We start from the raw sequence: 19,263 nt of genomic DNA on the forward strand, positions 1-19,263 counted from the left end.
ACGTTAGCCCTCCTCACTTTGGAGCGATGCTGCAGCCGCGGCTTCCGCCGGCGGCAGCTTGTACTGCCCCCACTCGTCCGGTATTGCTTCCGTATCGAACACGCCGTAAGGCTGCGAACCGTCCTCCGGCATCGCCACTTCGAGCGTAACCTCTATCTTGGAGGTTTCTGTAAGGGTCAGCTTGCCTGCAGGATTGGAAAGTAGCGTGGCGTTGGGAATCAGTACGCTCTGTCCGGACACGAGGGAGAGTTCCCATGGTCCCTGCATGACAAGCACCTCCGACGGGGCTGTCCAACCGATCGGAGTTTTCTTTTCCAAATCTTCTTTCTTATAATGCAGGCTGCCGCCAAGCAGTTTGTGCAGGTTCGAATAGTTCATCTGGATCACATTGAACGTCGGGGCGATGCCGCCGTTACTCTGTGGGATGACCAGCACCGGGGCACCCTGCACCTGTTCGGCCTCGATCTTCGCGGCCTCGGGTTTCTTGCCGCCCAGGTCAAACGAGTTCTTTTCAATATACCCGATTGTGAAATCCTTATACTTTACGGCTCCTATGCCGTACATGAAATTCTTGTTCATCTTTTTTTCAGTTTCATTGTTAATAACATACCGACAAGCAAGCCGGCCAATACACCTGTGATAAACGTCCGCATCCGGTTCGGAGGGCGTTTTTCTACCGTTTGAACGTCATTTGAAATTTCGCTCTTGGTTTCGCTACGGATACGCGCCAGCTCTTCTTCATACCATAGCACCAGCTGCTGCAGACTGTCACACGAGGCTTCGGCCACGATGTTCCCGCTGTCGTCGCTGCCTACGGTCAGATTCGCCTGTCCGCTCTTGCCACGGTACACGGCACCTTCAGGAAGTTTACGGAGGCTGTCCGCAGGTATAGACAGCTTCACCGAACTCGCCGGTATACCCGCCATCACCAGTCCCGCCCGTCGGCTTCCGCTCGCGCTGTCGGCGCTTGCCGATTCCGTCCGGACTTCCCGGTTCATGCTCTTTCGGTGACTCGCGCAACCTGTCAAGCACAGGGCAATCGTCACGATGAGGACAGTTTCCGGCTGTATCAATAGCTTTTCTAAGACGGGCCATCTCGCGCGTATTGCGGGCCAGTTCTTTCTTTGTTTCACAAAATTCATCTTTTAGAGGTTTTACAATATTTTCCATCAAAATGCGGGTGGCATGTTCGGCGTTATCTATGCGCATGGCCTCTGCACCGGCCTCGGCCTTCATCGCTTCCGCTTTCGCTTTTCTCACAGTAGCCCGCAAGGAGCCAATGGTCGCCACCGTACCAACCAGGCCGCCGCCAAGGATAATGTTCATAAATTCGCTCAAGTCCATACCACCCGGTTTTATTATTGATTAATACCTATTTCTTTCAACCATTCCTGCACATCGAAGCTCGGACAGGCTTTCGCTGCCAGTTCGTTGTGTCCTATAATGCGTACATCAGGGAATTTCCGATGAAAATCCTTCACATACTTCTCCAGTGCCTTTTTCTGGCAGCCAGTGCGGGTGTCTTTCGGGGTCTTACCGTCTTTTTCCACGCCTCCGGCATACACGATGTGACGGCTTACACTGTTATATCCTTTGGCTCCGTTGGTCACTTCCCAAGGGTCCACCTGTGCATCCTCATTGTTTTCTACCAGACGTTCCACGCCTCCGTTCAGGTGGAACAGGTCGGTATAGCCAACCTGCTTCCATCCTCTTCCTCCCTGGGCAACCGGAGAAGTATGCCATTTGCGGATGTCCGCCGATGATACCTCACGCCCCTCCGGGGTTGCCGTACAGTGTATTACCAGATATTTCAACTTTGCCATAATCATCATGCTTGATAGCCGCTCATCATTACCACTCCGGCATCCTCTTTCTTGGGCATGCAGATGAAGTAATGGCGGAAGTTAATCAGGTTACGCTGGTTCAACGGGTCATTCTTTGACTCGGAATAATACATCTTGGTAGAACCTGTTGCCTTGAAAACCCTCTGTTTGTAGAAGGCAAATGAACACGGAAATTCACCGGCTTCTGCCGTTGTACCCAATGCCTTCTTCACTCCGGCTGTAGTATAAAGCGGGTTGTTGCCATACTCGTAGATTTCAAAGCCGTAAAGGTTACCTACCTTGCCGCTGTTGCGGTCAATATTGTACTGTTCACGGAATGCCTGGCTGGTCAGCAGCAGGTCATTCACATGGTCGGGGCAAAGCACCAGTCTGCGGCCGTCTGACGGTACGCGCAGGTTGTCAAGGGCACGCTTCATTTCCACAAGGTCATTCACGGTAAGGCGCAGACGGTTTGTAGCCGGATCTTTCTCGCCGGTAGTCTTAAGCACCGGAGTAGTTTCCGTATTTTTGTTCGCACAAAGCGCATGGGCCGCCTTGGTAAACTTCGCATCATTGATACTGTTGGCATGTCCCTCTTTCACACGGGCGGTCTTGTCATAGCTGATGGCATAAAGCTCATCGTCTGTAATCGGCGTAGCCTTGGTCTGGAATTTGTCCAGCTTGATGGCAATATCCTTGTCTTCCAAAGCCTGCACATCAATCGGATAGGTTTTATTGTTTATCAAGACATCCGGATCTACACCAACTTCTACCAGGTGAATCACATCGTTATTCACGATACTGCTTTGGTCGGGGATTCCTGACAGCCAGGTTCCTTCCAGTCCGGCACGGAGCACCTTAACAAGTTCCCCTGTCCAGATTTCCGTATAAACCCCTTCACGGAGTATTGAAGTACTTTGCGGGACCATTCCCATAAAGGCTGCCACCGCATTCATTCCCACAGCTCCGGCCACCGGAGAGAATCCCAATACCGAAGCACACACGACACCTGTCAGCGTATTGAACAGAAGTGCCGTCAAAAGCATTACAATTTTTCCCATTTTCTTCATTTTAAAGGTTTTCAAATTTCACAGGTCATGCCGTATTCAGCCTTGTACAGGCGCTTGTACTCCTCCGGGTTATGCTCGCGCATTTCAAGCAGCGCATCACTCGGGACATCGCTCAGTTTGGCATAGGTGGACGGCTGTGCCTGCTGCTTGCCGCCCTGATAGCTCAATACAGTGGAAATCTTCACCTGTGGTTGCATGGCATCAAGCACATTCTTCAGTTCATCGACACCAACCTTCTTGCCAAGTTCGATAAACTGTATCTTCTTGTCTTCTCCCAGACGCTTTTCCACCACTGCCTTTTCTACAAGACCAGTGATACGGGCCAAAGTCAGCTTCCCGTTTTCTTGCTTCAGGGAATCATTCTCTGCCTTGGCTGCTTTCAGTTCATTTAAGGCTTGATTAACATCAGCCTCCGTTGCCGTTTCCGGCAGCCCCAATTGAAGGGCCAAAAGTTTCAGTTCCATTTCTTCTGTTGTTTTTTGGTTATTGATTAGTGGCAAAGGACAATCACCATCCTTTCCCAATGTGATTTGTTTTCCATCCTTCATCAGTACGATGGCATCATCATTGGAACCTACATCCACCAGTGATACCTCATACAGCTTGCTTTTGGTTATTGTCGGGCTGGTCTGCCCCTGCAGCAAATGTTCGGGCTGGTCACTCAGTTCCAGAATGTCTATTCCGGCACTCACCATTCTCAGACTGCCGAATTCAAACTGTTTCTTGCATCTTTTACTGAGGTCGGTCGCTTCGTCAAACACCAGTTCCCCGGTTACTTCACCATCCTCTACCCGAAGGTCCTTCACATAACCAATCACGTTTCCGCGTTGGTGCATGTACAGCAGTACCGGGTTTCGGCAATACTGCTCCACACTCATGCCCGATGTCAACACACGGCTTCCGTAGCTGTTCAGGCTGTCGTTTGAAATTCTTACACGTTTACTCATTTTCTCATGCCACGCCTTTATGCATTGGCGCTGCAATATTACAGAGCACTTACCGGGAAGCCAAAAAAGTGTGCAATGGTTGCACACTTCTATGAAACCGTTGCACATTATTTTGGCTGCAAGCTGATAAGCGGACAACTTTGCGAATAAATCGGGCAGGTGCAAGGGACTCCGAAGCCTGCCTTTAACCCTATATTCTTTATTATATGACAAAGGCAGAAATCGAAAAGAAAAAATCTCTTGCACGCTCACTGTTCCTTTCCGGCATGGAACAGACTGAAATTGCGGAGAAAGTGGACGTGTCACGCGTCACCATCTCAAAATGGTGCACGGCTGACGGATGGAAAGAGGCAAGGGCGGCAAAGAACGTCACCCGGCCGGAACTGGTGAACAAACTCCTGCTCACCATTGATACACTCATTACTCAAGTCAACGAATCGAACGACCCTGCACTTGTAGCTGGTCTCGGGGACAAACTGGCCAAACTTTCGGCGGTGATTGAAAAGTTAGACAAGAAGGCCAACGTAGTGGATGTCATTGAAGTGTTCATGGCATTCTCCAAATGGATTGAATACCGTTCAACCATCGACCCGGAAGTGACTCCGGAACTGGTCAGGGCAATCAACAAGTACCAGGATCTGTATATCACCGAACAGATGGGCATAAAATAAAACGGCTATGGCAACAGCAGCGGAAAAGAAACAGGCATACGAACAGTGGAAGGAACACTGTAAAAGAGTGCAGTCCATCACGGATACGGCTTTGCTCGCGGGCGAGACACCGGCACAAAAGGACAGGCGTATTCTGCGTCTGCAGGGTAACTATGCCGCGTTCTGTGAATATTACTTCCCCCACTTTCTCACCTTGCGTGACAAAACCACCGGGGAAGTCATACGCACCATCCACAATGCACCGTTCCACAATGCGGCAGCGGCTAAAGTAAAAGGCACACCCAACCTGAAAGCGGTATTCATGTGGCCGCGTGGCCATGCCAAGTCCACACACATGGACATTTTTGTTCCGCTGTGGCTGATGTTCCAGCCCAAACGTCTCATCAACTTCATGGTGGTGGTCGGCAAAAGTGAGGACTCAGCCACACGTCTGCTGGGAGATATTCAGGCAGAACTGGAACATAACCAGCGCATCATTGCCGACTTCGGCAAGCAGCAGGGGAATGCCTCCTGGCAGGATGGGGAGTTCAAGGCGGCCAACGGGGTGAAATTCCTGGCTTGCGGACGCGGACAGTCTCCACGTGGTTTGCGAGACCGGGAAGCACGTCCGGACTACATCGTCATCGATGACTTGGATGACGACGAACTGTGCCGCAATGAGAAACGGGTGCATGACATTACAGACTGGGTGAAAGAAGCCCTTTTTGGTGCACTGGATGTGGGCCGGGGGCGTTTTATCATGGTCGGGAACCTCATTTCTAAAAACTCGGTGCTGGCCAATCTCACCAAGACAAAAGGGGTACATGTATCCGTCATCAAGGCAATAGACAAGAACGGAGAACCGGTATGGCGCGAAAAATGGACGAAAGAAGAGGCGCAGGAATACAGGGATTTCGTAGGCTACCGGGCATGGGAAAAGGAGATGATGCACAACCCCATCGTGGACGGAACTATTTTTCGGGCAGACTGGATTCGTTACAAGAAACTGCCCAGGCTATCCAAGTATGAAATGCTGGTCTGCTATACCGACCCCTCTTTCAAATCGACCACTTCCAACGACTACAAGGCTTGCCGCCTTTGGGGCAAGATTGGGAAGGAACTGCACCTTATAGACTGTTACGTCCGGCAGGATACCGTTTCAGGAATGGTACGGTGGCTTTACGACCTCTACGAGCGTACACGTGATACGGCAGCCGTCCAGTTCTTTATGGAAGCGAACTTCATGCAGGATGTCATTCTGGATGAGTTTGAGGCAGAAGGGAATCTGCGTGGATACCAACTGCCCATCATGCCGGACAAACGAAAGAAACCGGACAAGCTCCAGCGCATCGAAGCGGTGTCACCATTATGGGAACGCGGTTTCGTATTCTACAATGAGAAGTTGAAAGAATCGCCGGATATGCAGACCGGAATCGAACAGACCTTGGCACTGGAGCGTGGCAGCCGTATTCACGATGATGCACCGGATGCCGACGAGGGAGCCATCTGGATGCTGCAGCGCAATTCAAGGCAGGAGAGTTTTCAACCGGTGTTCGGTAAAAGGCCGACCGCCAAAAATATATGGTAACATGATACAGCTGATTAAAAGAATGATTTTTGCATGGCGCTATAAACGTGCCGTTGCCCGTGCTTGCAAGTACGCCAAGCTCTACGGAAGAAAGTACTACGTCCTGTATATGGGTGGCAAACTGAAAGTTGTCCCCAAAAGGAACATCTGTGAACTGATTCACCGCCACCGTTTCCGCAAGGGAACCACTATCCGGGATATAGAAAAAATGGCATTGTTCATCACTAAATGAAAGTAAAGTCATGTTCATTACAGAAGAAGATTACAAAGTTGTCATCGGCGACAACGCATTAAAGGTTATCTCGCAGGTAAGCCCGGAAAACCGTACCAATGCAGAAGCGGAAGCCCGGGAAGAAATTGCCGGTTATCTACGGCCGAAATACGACTGTACGGCCATTTTCTCTGCACAGGATGAACATCGGAACCGCCTCATTGTCATGTACACCTGCGACATTTCACTTTACCACATGAGTGCAGCCATGCCGCAAAAGATGGGAAGCGAGATACGCAAGGAACGGTATGAACGGGCCATCAAGTGGCTTGAAGGCGTACAGGCCGGAAAAATTGTCCCTGATTTGCCTTTGGCTGTCGGAGAAGATGGGCTTCCGTCCGGAAATTCATTTGTTTACAGCTGTCAGAAGCAGCTTCATCATAACTGGTAGGATTATGGATATTAAAGACTTTTTCAGCGGTATGTTTTCCAATAAACCGAAAAACGTACTGCAAACGCCATACGGCAATTTTAATCTGGCCAAGGGGAAAGACATCAAGCGGGTGCAGAAAATGGTCATCGACCTGCAACGCACCACCGATGCACTCACCCGGAAGGACATCAAGAACTGGCGCGATGCCTGGCAGTATGCCATCAATGTGGACAGTCCCAGCCGCCAGCGCCTGTACGACATCTACCGGGACGCGGAAATAGACCTTCACCTCTCCGGGTGTGTGGAGCAGCGCAGAGGTTTTGTCATGGCACGTTCTTTCAAAATCGTGGATATGAAAGGGGATGAGAACGAGGAAGCGGTTCACTTCTTTGACCAGTCCTGGTTCAAGCAGCTCATGCGCTATGCACTTGATTCAATCTACTGGGGACATTCGCTCATCGAATTGGGCGACCTTTGCACTGACGGCGACGGCTGCATCTGTTATTCGGATGTGAAGCTTATTCCGCGCAAACATGTCATTCCTGAGTATGGGCGTGTCATTACCGACCTCGGGCAGGACTGGACTACAGGTATAGACTACCGCCAGCCTCCTTTTTCCGACTGGCTCATTGAGGCAGGTAGGCCCGACGACCTCGGGCTGTATCTCAAGGCTGCTTCACAGACTATTCCCAAAAAGAACATGCTGGCCTTTTGGGACACCTTCGGGGAAATATTCGGAATGCCCATGCGTATAGCACGCACCACTTCGCGCGATCAGAAAGAGATTGACCGTCTCGACAAGATGTTGCGTGAAGCCGGAACCGCCCTCTCCATGGTGGCAGGAATGGAAACCGAAATCGAATTTGTGGAAAGCGGCAAGGGGGACGCATTCAATGTCTATGACAAGCGTATCGATCGGGCCAACTCCGAACTGTCAAAGCTTATCATCGGGCAGACGATGACCATCGAGGACGGAAGCAGCCTATCACAGTCGGAAACGCACCTTGAAGTGTTCCAGAACCTCGTGGAAAGCGACTGTGATATGCTTCGGGATATAGTGAACAACCAGCTCATTCCGCGCATGGTGCGCCACGGGTTCCCTGTTAAAGGGCTGCGCTTCGATTGGGACTACTCCATTGACTACACGCCCGAACAGCAGAAAGCTTACGAGGAAATGGTACTGCAACACTACAAGGTAAAGCCTCAGTACTTTGAGGAAAAATACGGTATCCCGTGCGAGGAGAAGGAACCGAAAGAAGAGCCGGACCCGACAGAACCGAAAAAAAAGAAAGACGGCAAACCGGCTGAAACGCTGTCCCGTTTTTTCGACTGAGCCCCGATGATTATTCGGGGCTGCACCAGCGGTATGCCCACCTGTTGGGCAAACAGAAACTATGCCTCTCCATGGAGGACGAGGCAAAACTCATGCGCGACAAGCTCACGGAACGCTTTGACCGCATGATGAAGGTGCTGTTCCGGCAAGAAGGGGCAAACCTTGAAATAGGTATCCTGGCATCCGAAGAAGCGCAGGATTTTATAGAAGCTCATTCTTCTGTCTTGAACGGTTCATTCCGAAAGGTGGAAATGTCCGAGACCATGCGCAAGCGGCTGGAGCGTTCCAACTATGTATTCTCCGGCTTGAAGACCTTCCATGAACTGAATGAAGCCTTTCCCTCCCTGTTGGATGAAAACGGCAATAGAAAGACGTTCGAACGCTTTTTGAATGATGTCCGGAAGATCGACGAAACATACAATTCAAACTATCTACGGGCTGAATTCACCTTTGTACAGGCTTCGGCTGAAATGGCAGCCAAATGGGAACGGTTCATGCAGGACGGCGACCGCTATTATCTACAGTACCGCACGGCCGGGGATGCAAAGGTACGTCCCACCCATGCAGAAATGGCCGGCATCACACTCCCGGCTTCAGACCCGTTCTGGGCAGAATTCTATCCTCCTAACGGATGGGGCTGCCGCTGTTCCGTGGTCCAGGTACGCAAATCCAAGTATCCGCCTACAGACCACGAAGAGGCCATGGCAAGGGGGAAATCAGCTTTGGAAGTTGACAAAAAGGGAATGTTCCGGTTCAATGCAGGCATGGAACAAAAGACGATGCCCGACTATAATCCATACACCATCAAGCGCTGTAAGGATTGCGATATGAACAACGGAAATATGAAACTGGTCTTCGTTCCGGAAAATGAATTGTGCGCCGCATGCAAACTGGTAAGAACATTGGCCAATGCAGATGCCAAACAGATAAAGAAGCAAGCCAAGCCATTGCAGGGAACAGTTATCACGAATAATGAATTCCCATTCCCGGTAAACATATCAAAACGCACGCTTCAAGAATGGACCAACCAGCCATACAAGTTCTACCATGAAAAGAACCTCATGCTTCTGGATATAAAGAATGTATTTGCCAAAGCCAAATACCTGGGAACAGCAGATAACCACAAAGGTATTCCACACCTCATACAATCGCACATTTTCGAGATAGAAGTAAGAGGTGAAAAAGCACTGATAATAGTTCGGGAATACGACTGGCACGAATACACGCTGCACAGTCTTTCAGAAGGAGGTGAATTATACAAACATATAAAAAAGAAAGAATAGCGAAAGACGCAAGCTCCGGGAACTACAATCCCGTTCTGAACATCTAACGCTATTCCTCACTGCAAATATACAAAACAATTTTTAAAAACAACCCGTTATGAACAAAATTATCGAATTTCTCAAACAAAGCAACCGCTACAAACACCTTATTGGCGGTTTGTTGGTAGGCATTTTGGCCTTCACCCCGTGGACAGCGCTCTATGCTGCAGCTGTCGCAGCCTCCTGTCTGGAACTGAAAGACAAACTGAAAGGCGGACTTTGGGACTGGATAGACTGGTCTCTTACCGTCATAGGCGGCATATTGTCGGCCCTATTTTGGTGGATAGTGTAATGCTTTAGCTCATTTTGCCTGTTAAATCAGTAACTTTGTACCCGGTGGAGCTTCCCGATAGTCCGTGTGGTCTATCGCGGGTACAACAATGCGAACGCGAATGGCGGTGTGTCGAATGCGAATGCGAATAACGATGCTTCGAATACGAATGCGAATATCGGCTCGCGTCTGGAAATCTAATTAATCGGCGTACAGCACCGGGGACGTGTCCCCGAAGCGGTGCCGAGGGAAGCAAGCCACAGCAACAGCACCCATTAGGGTGGAAAGCTGAAAAATCACGCGTCGGGTGGAGTTTGGTAGGCTGTTATCAGTTCGAAGAAGTCAGATCCGGGGAAAGGAAGGCCCTTATCTTTCATGTTTATTAACCAATAGCTTATGCGCAGGGAAGGATATATTATCGAGGAAATCATCGAATACTCCAATATGTCGGAGGCATTCGATTCGGTACTTCGCGGAACCGGTCGTAAGAGGTCAAGGCAGGGACGATTCCTGCTTGCCCATAGGGAGAAGATTATCGCCGAACTGACGGCTTCCATTGCGGACGGTTCATTCCGGCTGGGCGGCTACCATGAGAGGGAAATTGAAGAATACGGTAAAAAACGTATTTTGCAGATCCTGTCCATGAAAGACCGCATCGCTGTGTTTGCCATCATGAATGTGGTGGACCGCCACCTGCAAAAACGTTATATCCGGACAACCGGTGCAAGCATCAAAAGGCGCGGTACTCATGATCTGATGAACTGCATACGTACCGATTTGCAAAAAGACCCGGAAGGCACACTTTACGCATACAAGTTTGACATCCGTAGGTTTTACGACAATGCGCGGCAGGACTTTGTTATGTGGTGCTTCCGGAGGGTGTTCAAGGACGAAAGGCTGTTGGTGCTACTGGAGCGGTTTGTTAAGCTGCTGCCGGAAGGTATAAGCTTCGGACTGCGCAGTTCACAAGGGGCAGGAAATCTGCTTCTGTCTGTATTTTTAGACCACTATCTGAAGGATAAGTACGGGGTTCGTTATTACTATCGCTATTGCGATGACGGACTGGTACTCGGTAAAACGAAAGCGGAATTGTGGAAGATTCGTGATGTTATTCACAGGCAAATGGGAAAAATAGACTTGGAAATAAAGCCGAATGAACGGGTATTCCCTGTAGAAGAAGGCATTGATTTCCTTGGCTATGTTATCCGTCCCGACTATGTAAGATTGCGGAAACGTATCAAGCAGAAGTTTGCCCGGAAGATGCACGAGGTAAAATCGAGAAAAAGACGGCGAGAACTGATTGCCAGTTTCTACGGCATGACGAAGCACGCCGACTGTAATAAGTTGTTTAAAAAATTAACAGGCAAAGAAATGAGAAGTTTTAAAGACTTGAATGTCGCTTACAAGCCGGAGGACGGCAAGAAGCGATTTCCCGGTGTGGTGGTAAGCATCCGGGAACTGGTAAACTTACCGATTGTAGTGAAGGACTTTGAGACCGGTATCAAGACCGAGCAGGGAGAAGACCGCTGTATTGTGGCCATCGAAGTGAACGGCGAAGCAAAGAAGTTCTTCACCAACAGCGAGGAAATGAAGAATATTCTCGCACAAGTAAAGGAAATGCCGGATGGTTTCCCGTTTGAAACGACCATCAAGACAGAGACATTCGGCAAAGGTAGAACCAAATACGTGTTTACATGAGAAGAGTTGAAGGAAGTGCCGGTGTATCGCTGATGGAATGCACGAACCCGGTTAAAGACAAATGGCGCATCCGCTGGGATGTGCAGGAAAAAGAGAACGGCTCTGCCTCCTACATGGAAGAGGAGTTCGGACACAAGCCTACTGATGAGGAAATCCGCACATTGGTTATGTCATGGTATAACAGCCAGACTGATGCAGCTATCCTATCCGGATTCGCCTATAATGGCGCCCCTGTATGGCTTTCTACGGAGAACCAATACAACTATAAGGCAGCATACGATTTGGCCGTTCAGACGGGCGGAGAGACCCTTCCGGTTACATTCAAATTCGGTTCGGATGAACAGCCCGAATACCATACCTTTGAAAAGTTGGATAATCTGAAGGACTTCTACATTCAAGCGGTCAGACACATCCAAAACACACTGGCTGAAGGATGGAAAAGGAAAGATGTATTCAACTTGGATTTATATCGGATTGAATGATTGACAATCCCTTCGGGGGAAGGATAAAAAAAAGCCCCCGGCCTGTTAAATAGTCGTCTCACTTACCATTTAAACATAAAGCACCTCTTACCGGCACGACCGGGGGCAGATACCCTCGTTCGCCAGTAAGAGGCTTTTTTATGTAAGCGCTATTCTGCGCAATGATAAGTGAGACAATGCAAATGTACGAAATTTAACTGGATATGAAAGTAATTGAGATACTAAAATTGAACAGAGAGCTTTTAAAAACGTGCCATTACATGGGCATACGACCCGATGACGTGCAATATATAGAACTATATAATGAATATAACAAGTTGCAGACCAATGGTGAAAAAGTGTCTTATATCGTAGCTACGCTTTCCCTACGATATGGCATCAGTGAGCGAAAGGTGTATGACCTGATCAAGCGTTTTAAAACCGACTGCAATTTGTGTGCAGTGTAATCAGGACTTCCTCCCACTAAAGGCAAACTCCCCTACCCTACCTTTGTATCGCAATAAATAACATTCATATCATGGACAAGTATTATCAAATCTTAGGCAAGGTGCTTTCGTCCGGAAAGATGCAAAGCAATAAAAAAGGGAATATCCGCTACCTACTGAATGAACAGCTGACGCTGCTCCCTGCCGACCTTCTTGATATATTCGAGGGGCATACCATAGCGCGGAAGAAGTTAAAAAACGAGTTACAACTGTTTATGAGGGGCGAACGAAACGTGGAAAAATACAGGGAGGCCGGAATCAACTGGTGGGACTACTGCGGCTCTATCCTTGTGAACAGCTACCCAACCTATTTTGAAAAACTGCCGCCACTCATCGAACGCATAAACAGGGAAAAAAGGAACAGCAAAAACTATATATTGTTTCTCGGATCTACAGGAACAGAAAGCAACCAGGCTCCATGCCTTAGTCTTGTTCAGTTCCAGATAGAGCAAGGAGAACTGGTCATGACCGCCTATCAGCGAAGCAGCGATGCGAATTTAGGACTGCCGGCAGATATTTATCATTTGTATCTAATATCAAGACAGATTGAGTTGCCACTAAAATCCATCACCCTGAATCTGGGGAATGTGCATATTTACGAAAACAACATCGACAAAACAGAACAGCTGCTTGCCGGCAATGAAAATGTAAAATTTGAATTGAACGTATGAGAAAGATGTATCTGTCAGCCCCTCTCCCATTTGTCGGGCAAAAGCGTATGTTAGCCAAGGAATTCATGAAAGTGCTGGAGCAATATCCGGATGGAACATTGTTTGTTGACCTGTTCGGTGGCTCCGGATTGTTGTCTCACATTACCAAATCCCTCAAGCCCCACTCTACTGTTATCTATAATGACTTTGATAACTACCGCTTCCGCATGAAGCACATTCCGCAAACGAATCAGCTGCTTGCTGACATTCGCGAAATGGTAGGGAATTCCGTACCACGTCATAAAATCATTAAAGGAGAACTGCGTGAACGAATATTCAGCCGCATCGAGCAGGAAGAGAATAGCACCGGATATGTGGATTTCATTACCCTCTCCTCCTCTATCTTGTTTTCCATGAAATACAAACTGTCTGTTCAGGATATGCGGAAGGAAGCTTTATACAACAATATACGCAAGACCGGCTACCCGGAATGTACGGACTATCTCGAAGGGCTGGAAATCGTATCTTGCGATTACAAGGAAGTATTCAACCGGTATAAAGATATTCCTGGAGTAGTATTTCTTGTTGATCCGCCCTATCTGTCCACTGACGTAGGGACCTATAACATGTACTGGAATATGGCAGACTATCTGGATGTGCTGAATGTACTGAAGGGGCATTCATACGTATATTTCACATCCAACAAATCTTCAATTCTGGAGCTGTGCGAATGGATAGGTAAAAATAGGGATTTAGGTAATCCTTTTGAAAACTGCACAAAGGTGGAATTCAATGCTCACATGAATTACAACTCTTCTTACACAGATATGATGCTTTACAAGAAAGAGGCTGCCTGATTGCGTTTACTTTGCCTGTATTGAACAAAAAAGCCGCAGACGGTAATTTGTACGTCCGCGGCTTTTTCTGTCTAATAAAGACGGCTATTGCAGCCGCTTGATGGCCACACACTGATATACCTCGATACTTTCCACAATATCCTCATGGTTGTGATTGGTATCACTCTCCACCAGATCCAGCTCCAAAAAGGTCTCCCCGCTCAATCCGGCAAGCTGTGCATGAAGCAGTCCGGACAGGTCAAACACCTTCAGCGCATCCTCCTGCAGCTCGCTGCCCTCAGCACTCGAACCTTCCCAGTCCGTCACGATGTGCAGTTTAATCAAAGGTTCTGCCCGGTATTCCACACCGGGAACAATCGCATTCCACTGTATAGGGCAGAATTCCACAAAGACAGCCGGACGCTCCCAGTTTTCTTCCTGTTCGATGAATTCCACATTATGGTTCCACAAGTCTATGTGCTTGATAAGGTCAATGGCCTTCAGCTCCCGGCAAAGCATCCGGTAAAGTTCTTTTCTCATTTTCTTATGATATTATATTCAATGGTAAAATACTCTGTTAGGTTCTCTTCTACAATCTCACGGACGGCTTTTTCCACTTCAGGCGATGTGCCGAGGAAACGGCGTCGGGGAATCCTGATGGTGCTTCCTGCTTTCTTTAAAGCCATGAACATCCAAAAATCGGCTTCTGTATCAAGCCGGACATTTCGTTTGTCTTTTCGAAGTTTGCCGTCTTTTCTTCTACCGAACGCTCCGGTTGCCTCATAATACTTATGCCAGAAGAAACGCTTCATCCGCTTGGTCACCACTATTTCACCGCCATCATTATGAATGGCCGCATAGGGCAGAGAGGTAAAGAAGGTAATGCTGTTTTCCGTTGTCCGACTTCCGATACTTTTCCGAAGCGCCCCGGTATCTGTTAGTATGGCTCTACCTTCATTCCGGATGGGGCTTTTCCGTCGCTGCCATTTCTCACTGAAAAAAGCCTGCCGTTCAAAGTTCTTGTCAAACTCATCACTCATTTCCACCTGAATGTCTTTCAGTATCCGGGCCACTACTTTTTTTACGTTTTCATTCATTCCCAGTCAAAGTTAAATTTCAATTGTACCGTATCGTCCGGCAAATCATTTTTAGGGTCTGCGGACGCTTTAAGCATATTGTAGAATGTACGCTCACTAATAGCATACACAGGATATATGTACCGCCGCCATATTTCACGGTTCGGTACACCGTGACTGGCATAATGGTCATATATCCTGTTTACTTCTACTACACGCTTCTGATAACTGACTCCGTGCCGCTTTCCCATATAGGTTTAATCGTTCATAGACGGTTCTACTTTAGGTTTATAGGGACGGATGTCAAGCGTCATTTTTGCGCTTACCGTTACCCGGCCACTTCCTTCACACTGTCTGCAGACTTCCTCAACGGTTTCGCTTCGCTTCTTTCCAAAGATCCGAGAGGGATATTCTACAACTTTCTTTACTTTACCTGTACCGTAGCAAGCACGGCACAGGGCTACTTTCGGAGATTTCTCCACTTCTTGTATCATAGTTCTATTATTTATGATTCTGTCATTCCCAGAGGGATAGGTTTCCACATTCCGTTTTCGTTTTTGATTTCAGCACGGATAAACTGTTTGCTCACTTCCGGCTGGTAGGCTTCCTCAATGATACGCACACCTTCAATGAAACGGTCATCTCCGGTTTCCATGGCCACTTTGCGAAGCTGCACGATGCGTGAAGCCTTCAGCGTTCCCTTGGCATCACGGGCCAACAGACGAAGCACCATGCTCACCAGTGCCTTGGTCTTTTCATCTTTGGCCAGACCTTCGATGTATTCCTTCACAATGGCTATACCGTCTTCCACCGTGTCACGGTAACCGTCGGTCACATACACACCCAGCGTGATTCGTTTGTCGCCTTCACTGTTAGTAAAGGTATGGCTGCGCTGGTCATCCTTCACCTTGGTCTTGAAAAGGTCTGCCTTCATTTCCAGAATGGTTTTGAAGTTGTCCATCACAGTCTGCTTGCTTGCCTTGATCTGCTCACTGATGCCCAGCAGTACCGGAATGGAGTTTGCTATCTCCTCATCCACCATCTGTTTGTACATTTCGCGGTCATTCTTGGCTTTTTCCTCTGCCGCTTTCTTTGCTTTTTCTCTCTGGAAGGCTTCAAATTCCGCCTTTTCCTCTGCCGTCATTACCACGGTCGTTTGTTTCATTTCTTCCATGATTCTTGTTTTTTGGGGTTATTGGTTTTCATAATCCTGCATTTCAGGTTCGTCTTCCATCAGCATAGCCTCTCCGTTGGCGTATGCCCAGTCAGCCAATTCACTATAAAACTCGGCTGCATCTTGCTTCTCCATATCAGAGGCAAGCAGGTTGATTTCCTTTTTCAGATTCTCTAAAATCTTTGTGTTTCTATTTTCCATATCCTATCAGTTTGCCGGAGCATCAGGGTCAATCTGAATGAGTGATACCATGCTCACGGGGTTAATCGTTTGCTTTTCTTTCCTGGGCTTCAAGCCGCCTTTCCGTTGTATGGACCGAAGCTTTACCGCCAGTTCATCCAGTTCGTCCACCGTAATCTGTCTGAACGCTTTGCCGACTATTCGGGGATTACTGCAGAAGTCATTGATTCGTGCCCAGTCGGATGTATCTATGCCCAGCTTCTGCATCAGGTTCAGACAGAGACTCCGTTTCCGCCGCAGCTCCTCACGCAGCTTCTGTCGCCATTCGTCTTGTCCGCTCAGCTTCTCCAGAGCCGTACAGCAGGCTTCATACTCCTTGGCTGTCATTTCCTTCAGACTGTCCGTCCGGTTCCACGTGTACTGCAGCACAATGCTTTTCTTGAATTCTTCCCGGTCTCCTGTACAGGGAAGCTTGTTGAACAATGTGTAGAACCGGGCGAAATTGGTTACTTCCTGTGCCATGTCATTTACCATTAAGAATCATTTCACATTCCGTTGATTTGGTACTGACACGATAAATTATCTTATCCGGCTTCACTGATTTACCTTTGTATTCAGCCTCAATTTGCTTAGCAAATATCTTTTTGAACTCATCACCCATTTTAGAAAGTATTTCTTTATTGTACTCCCCGCAAAAACCTATGCGTGAGGATTGGATTTCACGAATTGTTCCTCTATATACCGTAGCGGTCAACTTCATCACCACAACACCGGTTTCCATTTTTATTTTTCCCATATCGACTAATTTTATTCAAACAACACTTTAATGCCACACGAACTGGCCACGTCAAGTTCCAGTTTGGCTCCCTTGCTCAGTTCCCAGTCCTTCAGCATATAGATATAGTCACAAGCCAGCAACAGGGCAATGTCGGCCCGCATGTGGGCTCTCCAATGAGCTTCATCCGGCAATCCGTTCCTGAAAGGGTTTACAGGGTCATAGCCTTGTGCCTTCAGTTCCTCCTCGGCACGGCTGAAGGCTTCCTTGCGCTCATCCATGTCATAATGCGCGATAGCTCCGCTGATGTACACCTTCCCGGCACCGGTCGCCTCACCGCGCTGATAAGCCTTGTGCCGTTCCCACCGTTCCGGAACGACCACACTGTAGTTGCACGATTGGCAGCAGCAGCCTTCTTCTTTCACCGGGAACGGATTGTATCCGTAGCCCTCATACTCTTTGCCGCAGATGCAGCACACTTTCTTTTCTTCTTTCTTTTCCATCACTTCAAATCTTTTTAATGTTTACTTTACAACTTGGATTCCATATCAGCACATTACGTGCAAACAAGACATCACCCGTTTCTATTACGACATGACCGGGCATTTTCGCTCTTCTCACTTTTAAGTCGCTTTGGATGTTTCGCTCCAGCCAGTCATCCAATACGGACCGGCTGGAATTTCCGTCCAGCAGTATCTGGAACACTTCAGTTCCGGTGTAGCTTTCAAAAGCCTTCTCGTTATTATCCATAATCATTTTGGTAAATTATTACTTGTTTGAATGATTCCGTCTTCCCATACCACATAATAGCTTCCCGGGTCTCCAATGGCGCGTCCTTGACAATAAGCTTTATAACCGACCACCCGAATCTTCATATCACAGATATATTTCAATCTTACTGCACCGCCACCCATCGGCTGGCTTTTCTTTTCCTGGCTGATCCAGATGAAACATTTCTTCGGAAAGGTTTCCATCAGTTCCACAGCCTGCGGATAATCCCATCCGGCCACCTGAAAGGAATCGATGATGATAAACTTCGGGCTTTTCGGTTTTTTCAGTCTGGCAATCACTTCCTCCAGACTGCCTTCTGTCACCACACGAAATTTACCCTGCACCTCATTCATCTTCAGATAACCCATACGCCGTTGGAAGCTTTGGTTGATTTTCTCTTCGTAACTCATGTACAGCACCGTCCCATAGTTGCACAGTTCCTTTCCAAGTTGCATCACAAAGCTGCTTTTCCCACTGGCACTGGCACCGCTGATGAACCACGAAGCGTTCTCTGCCGGGAACCCGAAAGGTTTGCTCCATTTCTCATCCCACGGCAGAGTAACCCATTTCTTGGCGGCTATTTCCTTCGGACTGTACGCACGCTTCATTATTCCGCTGTCATTTTAAGTTTCTCAATCTCGGTATAGACTCTTCTCAAACCACCGCATGTCTTCCGTACAATCTGGGCTATATCAGCCCCCGCAGGAGCATTTACCTTGGCTACAATACGTGCCTGGTTGTTCAAGAACTGTTCGCGCTCCTTTCCATCATCCGGAGTCACCTTGCTGTACCGGTCACCATAACGGCTCAACATTTCGGTATAGCCCACCTTCTTACATTCTATGGACCGGTTGATTTTCTCTTTCAATCCGTCTGCCCCCATCATATACCAGGCGCAGCAGCGCTCAGTGGCATTCCATAAGGCCTTCAGTTCCAGGAAAGCTTCATACTGCAGGTCGCCTGCTTCATCGAGGATGATAAGCGGGGTTTCCATCGAACGGAGGTAATATACCAGGTCTTCATACACATCAGAATACTTCCCCTTGCTGTCCACACCAAACTCTGCAGCAATCTTGCGTACCAACTTCAATTTTGTCTTTACCTGCGAGCAGTCGATATAAACGGCATTCTTGTGGCTTTGCACATAATAACGTGCCGTGAAAGTCTTGCCGATATTGGGCATGTCGCACAAGATGCCCGACAAACTGGACTGCTGTGAGAACTCCAGCTGGGCAGTTATATATTCAAAGGTCGGGGTCTTGGCTGCTTTCCATTCCATTTCACCACGGAGGTTCACCCCTAATTTGCGGGCAATGCTTATCCAGTTGGCATCGCTCAGGGCTTTGTCTGTCTGTCCGTTCTTGATTGCACTGTACACAGATGTACTGATGGCTAAAGAGGCAGCATGCTTGGCATCACTGGGATAGTTCGCACGGTTGGCGGCTATCGCTGCTAAAATCTTCTGTTTTTGCGCTTCTGTAATCATAA

30 protein-coding genes are annotated in these 19,263 nt (G+C 48.3%); 12 read left to right on the forward strand and 18 right to left on the reverse strand.

Annotated elements, in window-relative coordinates:
- Positions 1-3 precede the first annotated feature (3 nt).
- The 6 genes from HMPREF9441_RS10240 to HMPREF9441_RS10265 are packed head-to-tail and all read right to left on the reverse strand — an operon-like array spanning position 4 to position 3,840.
- Positions 4-579 carry a hypothetical protein gene (locus HMPREF9441_RS10240; protein WP_008620860.1) on the reverse strand — a complete coding sequence of 192 codons (576 nt, stop codon included), beginning with the start codon at positions 577-579 and terminating at the stop codon, positions 4-6.
- The gene (locus HMPREF9441_RS10245) at positions 576-902 is read right to left on the reverse strand and encodes a hypothetical protein (protein WP_224202110.1); all 327 of its coding nucleotides are present in this window, start codon (positions 900-902) and stop codon (positions 576-578) included. Before HMPREF9441_RS10245 ends, HMPREF9441_RS10240 begins: the two co-directional genes overlap by 4 nt.
- Complete coding sequence (locus HMPREF9441_RS10250; protein WP_005798262.1) at positions 868-1,344, reverse strand: hypothetical protein; 477 nt, start codon at positions 1,342-1,344, stop codon at positions 868-870. The genes HMPREF9441_RS10245 and HMPREF9441_RS10250 overlap by 35 nt, the downstream gene beginning before the upstream one ends.
- 14 nt (positions 1,345-1,358) lie before the next feature.
- Positions 1,359-1,823: an N-acetylmuramoyl-L-alanine amidase gene (locus tag HMPREF9441_RS10255; RefSeq protein ID WP_008759683.1), complete on the reverse strand. Its 465-nt coding sequence runs from the start codon at positions 1,821-1,823 to the stop codon at positions 1,359-1,361.
- 5 nt (positions 1,824-1,828) lie between these two features.
- A complete protein-coding gene (locus HMPREF9441_RS10260) occupies positions 1,829-2,869 on the reverse strand; it encodes a hypothetical protein (protein ID WP_172634942.1) in 1,041 nt (346 codons plus the stop codon).
- A gap of 35 nt (positions 2,870-2,904) precedes the next feature.
- On the reverse strand, positions 2,905-3,840 hold the full coding sequence (locus HMPREF9441_RS10265; RefSeq protein WP_005798266.1) for an HK97 family phage prohead protease: 936 nt from the start codon (positions 3,838-3,840) through the stop codon (positions 2,905-2,907).
- Positions 3,841-4,046: 206 nt separating this feature from the next.
- On the opposite strand from HMPREF9441_RS10265, the gene HMPREF9441_RS10270 reads away from it, so the two are divergent.
- From HMPREF9441_RS10270 to HMPREF9441_RS10325, 12 genes are all read left to right on the forward strand, one after another.
- Entirely contained in the window at positions 4,047-4,511 is a 465-nt protein-coding gene (locus tag HMPREF9441_RS10270) for a terminase gpP N-terminus-related DNA-binding protein (protein ID WP_005798268.1), read from the forward strand.
- Positions 4,512-4,518: 7 nt separating this feature from the next.
- A complete protein-coding gene (locus tag HMPREF9441_RS10275) occupies positions 4,519-6,078 on the forward strand; it encodes a hypothetical protein (protein ID WP_005798270.1) in 1,560 nt (519 codons plus the stop codon).
- Between the two features lies 1 nt (position 6,079).
- Positions 6,080-6,310, forward strand: coding sequence for a hypothetical protein (locus HMPREF9441_RS10280; RefSeq protein WP_005798272.1), 231 nt, complete (start codon positions 6,080-6,082; stop codon positions 6,308-6,310).
- A gap of 10 nt (positions 6,311-6,320) precedes the next feature.
- Positions 6,321-6,740, forward strand: a complete 420-nt coding sequence (locus HMPREF9441_RS10285; RefSeq protein WP_005798274.1) for a phage protein Gp36 family protein — start codon at positions 6,321-6,323, stop codon at positions 6,738-6,740.
- 4 nt (positions 6,741-6,744) lie between these two features.
- Positions 6,745-8,055 (forward strand): phage portal protein family protein, encoded by a 1,311-nt coding sequence (locus HMPREF9441_RS10290; RefSeq protein WP_005798277.1) that lies wholly within the window; start codon positions 6,745-6,747, stop codon positions 8,053-8,055.
- A gap of 71 nt (positions 8,056-8,126) precedes the next feature.
- On the forward strand, positions 8,127-9,338 hold the full coding sequence (locus HMPREF9441_RS10295) for a phage minor head protein (RefSeq protein WP_005798279.1): 1,212 nt from the start codon (positions 8,127-8,129) through the stop codon (positions 9,336-9,338).
- 97 nt (positions 9,339-9,435) lie between these two features.
- Entirely contained in the window at positions 9,436-9,669 is a 234-nt protein-coding gene (locus HMPREF9441_RS10300; protein ID WP_005798281.1) for a hypothetical protein, read from the forward strand.
- Positions 9,670-10,044: 375 nt separating this feature from the next.
- Positions 10,045-11,346, forward strand: a complete 1,302-nt coding sequence (locus HMPREF9441_RS10305; protein ID WP_008620877.1) for a reverse transcriptase domain-containing protein — start codon at positions 10,045-10,047, stop codon at positions 11,344-11,346.
- The gene (locus HMPREF9441_RS10310) at positions 11,343-11,828 is read left to right on the forward strand and encodes a hypothetical protein (RefSeq protein WP_005798284.1); all 486 of its coding nucleotides are present in this window, start codon (positions 11,343-11,345) and stop codon (positions 11,826-11,828) included. Before HMPREF9441_RS10305 ends, HMPREF9441_RS10310 begins: the two co-directional genes overlap by 4 nt.
- Positions 11,829-12,031: 203 nt before the next feature.
- Positions 12,032-12,274, forward strand: a complete 243-nt coding sequence (locus tag HMPREF9441_RS10315; protein WP_008620879.1) for a hypothetical protein — start codon at positions 12,032-12,034, stop codon at positions 12,272-12,274.
- A 71-nt stretch (positions 12,275-12,345) separates the two neighbouring features.
- Positions 12,346-12,984, forward strand: a complete 639-nt coding sequence (locus HMPREF9441_RS10320; protein ID WP_005798286.1) for a thymidylate synthase — start codon at positions 12,346-12,348, stop codon at positions 12,982-12,984.
- Positions 12,981-13,820, forward strand: a complete 840-nt coding sequence (locus tag HMPREF9441_RS10325) for a DNA adenine methylase (RefSeq protein WP_005798287.1) — start codon at positions 12,981-12,983, stop codon at positions 13,818-13,820. Before HMPREF9441_RS10320 ends, HMPREF9441_RS10325 begins: the two co-directional genes overlap by 4 nt.
- 84 nt (positions 13,821-13,904) lie before the next feature.
- Here HMPREF9441_RS10325 and HMPREF9441_RS10330 read toward each other — a convergent pair whose 3' ends face one another.
- Genes HMPREF9441_RS10330 through HMPREF9441_RS10380 form a run of 12 tightly spaced genes read right to left on the reverse strand, consistent with a single transcriptional unit; the run spans position 13,905 to position 19,261 of the window.
- On the reverse strand, positions 13,905-14,339 hold the full coding sequence (locus tag HMPREF9441_RS10330; protein ID WP_005798290.1) for a hypothetical protein: 435 nt from the start codon (positions 14,337-14,339) through the stop codon (positions 13,905-13,907).
- On the reverse strand, positions 14,336-14,896 hold the full coding sequence (locus HMPREF9441_RS10335) for a phage virion morphogenesis protein (protein ID WP_005798293.1): 561 nt from the start codon (positions 14,894-14,896) through the stop codon (positions 14,336-14,338). The genes HMPREF9441_RS10330 and HMPREF9441_RS10335 overlap by 4 nt, the downstream gene beginning before the upstream one ends.
- Positions 14,893-15,126: a hypothetical protein gene (locus HMPREF9441_RS10340; RefSeq protein WP_005798295.1), complete on the reverse strand. Its 234-nt coding sequence runs from the start codon at positions 15,124-15,126 to the stop codon at positions 14,893-14,895. The genes HMPREF9441_RS10335 and HMPREF9441_RS10340 overlap by 4 nt, the downstream gene beginning before the upstream one ends.
- Positions 15,127-15,132: 6 nt before the next feature.
- Positions 15,133-15,369 carry a hypothetical protein gene (locus HMPREF9441_RS17850; protein ID WP_005798297.1) on the reverse strand — a complete coding sequence of 79 codons (237 nt, stop codon included), beginning with the start codon at positions 15,367-15,369 and terminating at the stop codon, positions 15,133-15,135.
- An 11-nt stretch (positions 15,370-15,380) separates the two neighbouring features.
- Complete coding sequence (locus HMPREF9441_RS10345; protein ID WP_005798301.1) at positions 15,381-16,049, reverse strand: DUF3164 family protein; 669 nt, start codon at positions 16,047-16,049, stop codon at positions 15,381-15,383.
- 18 nt (positions 16,050-16,067) lie between these two features.
- Positions 16,068-16,250: a hypothetical protein gene (locus HMPREF9441_RS10350; protein WP_005798303.1), complete on the reverse strand. Its 183-nt coding sequence runs from the start codon at positions 16,248-16,250 to the stop codon at positions 16,068-16,070.
- 6 nt (positions 16,251-16,256) lie between these two features.
- The gene (locus tag HMPREF9441_RS10355; RefSeq protein ID WP_008668365.1) at positions 16,257-16,751 is read right to left on the reverse strand and encodes a hypothetical protein; all 495 of its coding nucleotides are present in this window, start codon (positions 16,749-16,751) and stop codon (positions 16,257-16,259) included.
- A 1-nt stretch (position 16,752) separates the two neighbouring features.
- Complete coding sequence (locus HMPREF9441_RS10360) at positions 16,753-17,025, reverse strand: hypothetical protein (protein ID WP_008620883.1); 273 nt, start codon at positions 17,023-17,025, stop codon at positions 16,753-16,755.
- An 11-nt stretch (positions 17,026-17,036) separates the two neighbouring features.
- Complete coding sequence (locus HMPREF9441_RS10365; protein WP_008620884.1) at positions 17,037-17,507, reverse strand: DUF4406 domain-containing protein; 471 nt, start codon at positions 17,505-17,507, stop codon at positions 17,037-17,039.
- Between the two features lie 4 nt (positions 17,508-17,511).
- Positions 17,512-17,760: a hypothetical protein gene (locus HMPREF9441_RS10370; RefSeq protein ID WP_008620886.1), complete on the reverse strand. Its 249-nt coding sequence runs from the start codon at positions 17,758-17,760 to the stop codon at positions 17,512-17,514.
- Entirely contained in the window at positions 17,757-18,383 is a 627-nt protein-coding gene (locus HMPREF9441_RS10375; protein ID WP_008620887.1) for a P-loop NTPase family protein, read from the reverse strand. The genes HMPREF9441_RS10370 and HMPREF9441_RS10375 overlap by 4 nt, the downstream gene beginning before the upstream one ends.
- The gene (locus tag HMPREF9441_RS10380; protein WP_005798313.1) at positions 18,383-19,261 is read right to left on the reverse strand and encodes an AAA family ATPase; all 879 of its coding nucleotides are present in this window, start codon (positions 19,259-19,261) and stop codon (positions 18,383-18,385) included. Before HMPREF9441_RS10380 ends, HMPREF9441_RS10375 begins: the two co-directional genes overlap by 1 nt.
- Positions 19,262-19,263: the final 2 nt, after the last annotated feature.

This window comes from Paraprevotella clara YIT 11840, from assembly GCF_000233955.1.
In the GTDB taxonomy this organism is placed as follows: domain Bacteria; phylum Bacteroidota; class Bacteroidia; order Bacteroidales; family Bacteroidaceae; genus Paraprevotella; species Paraprevotella clara.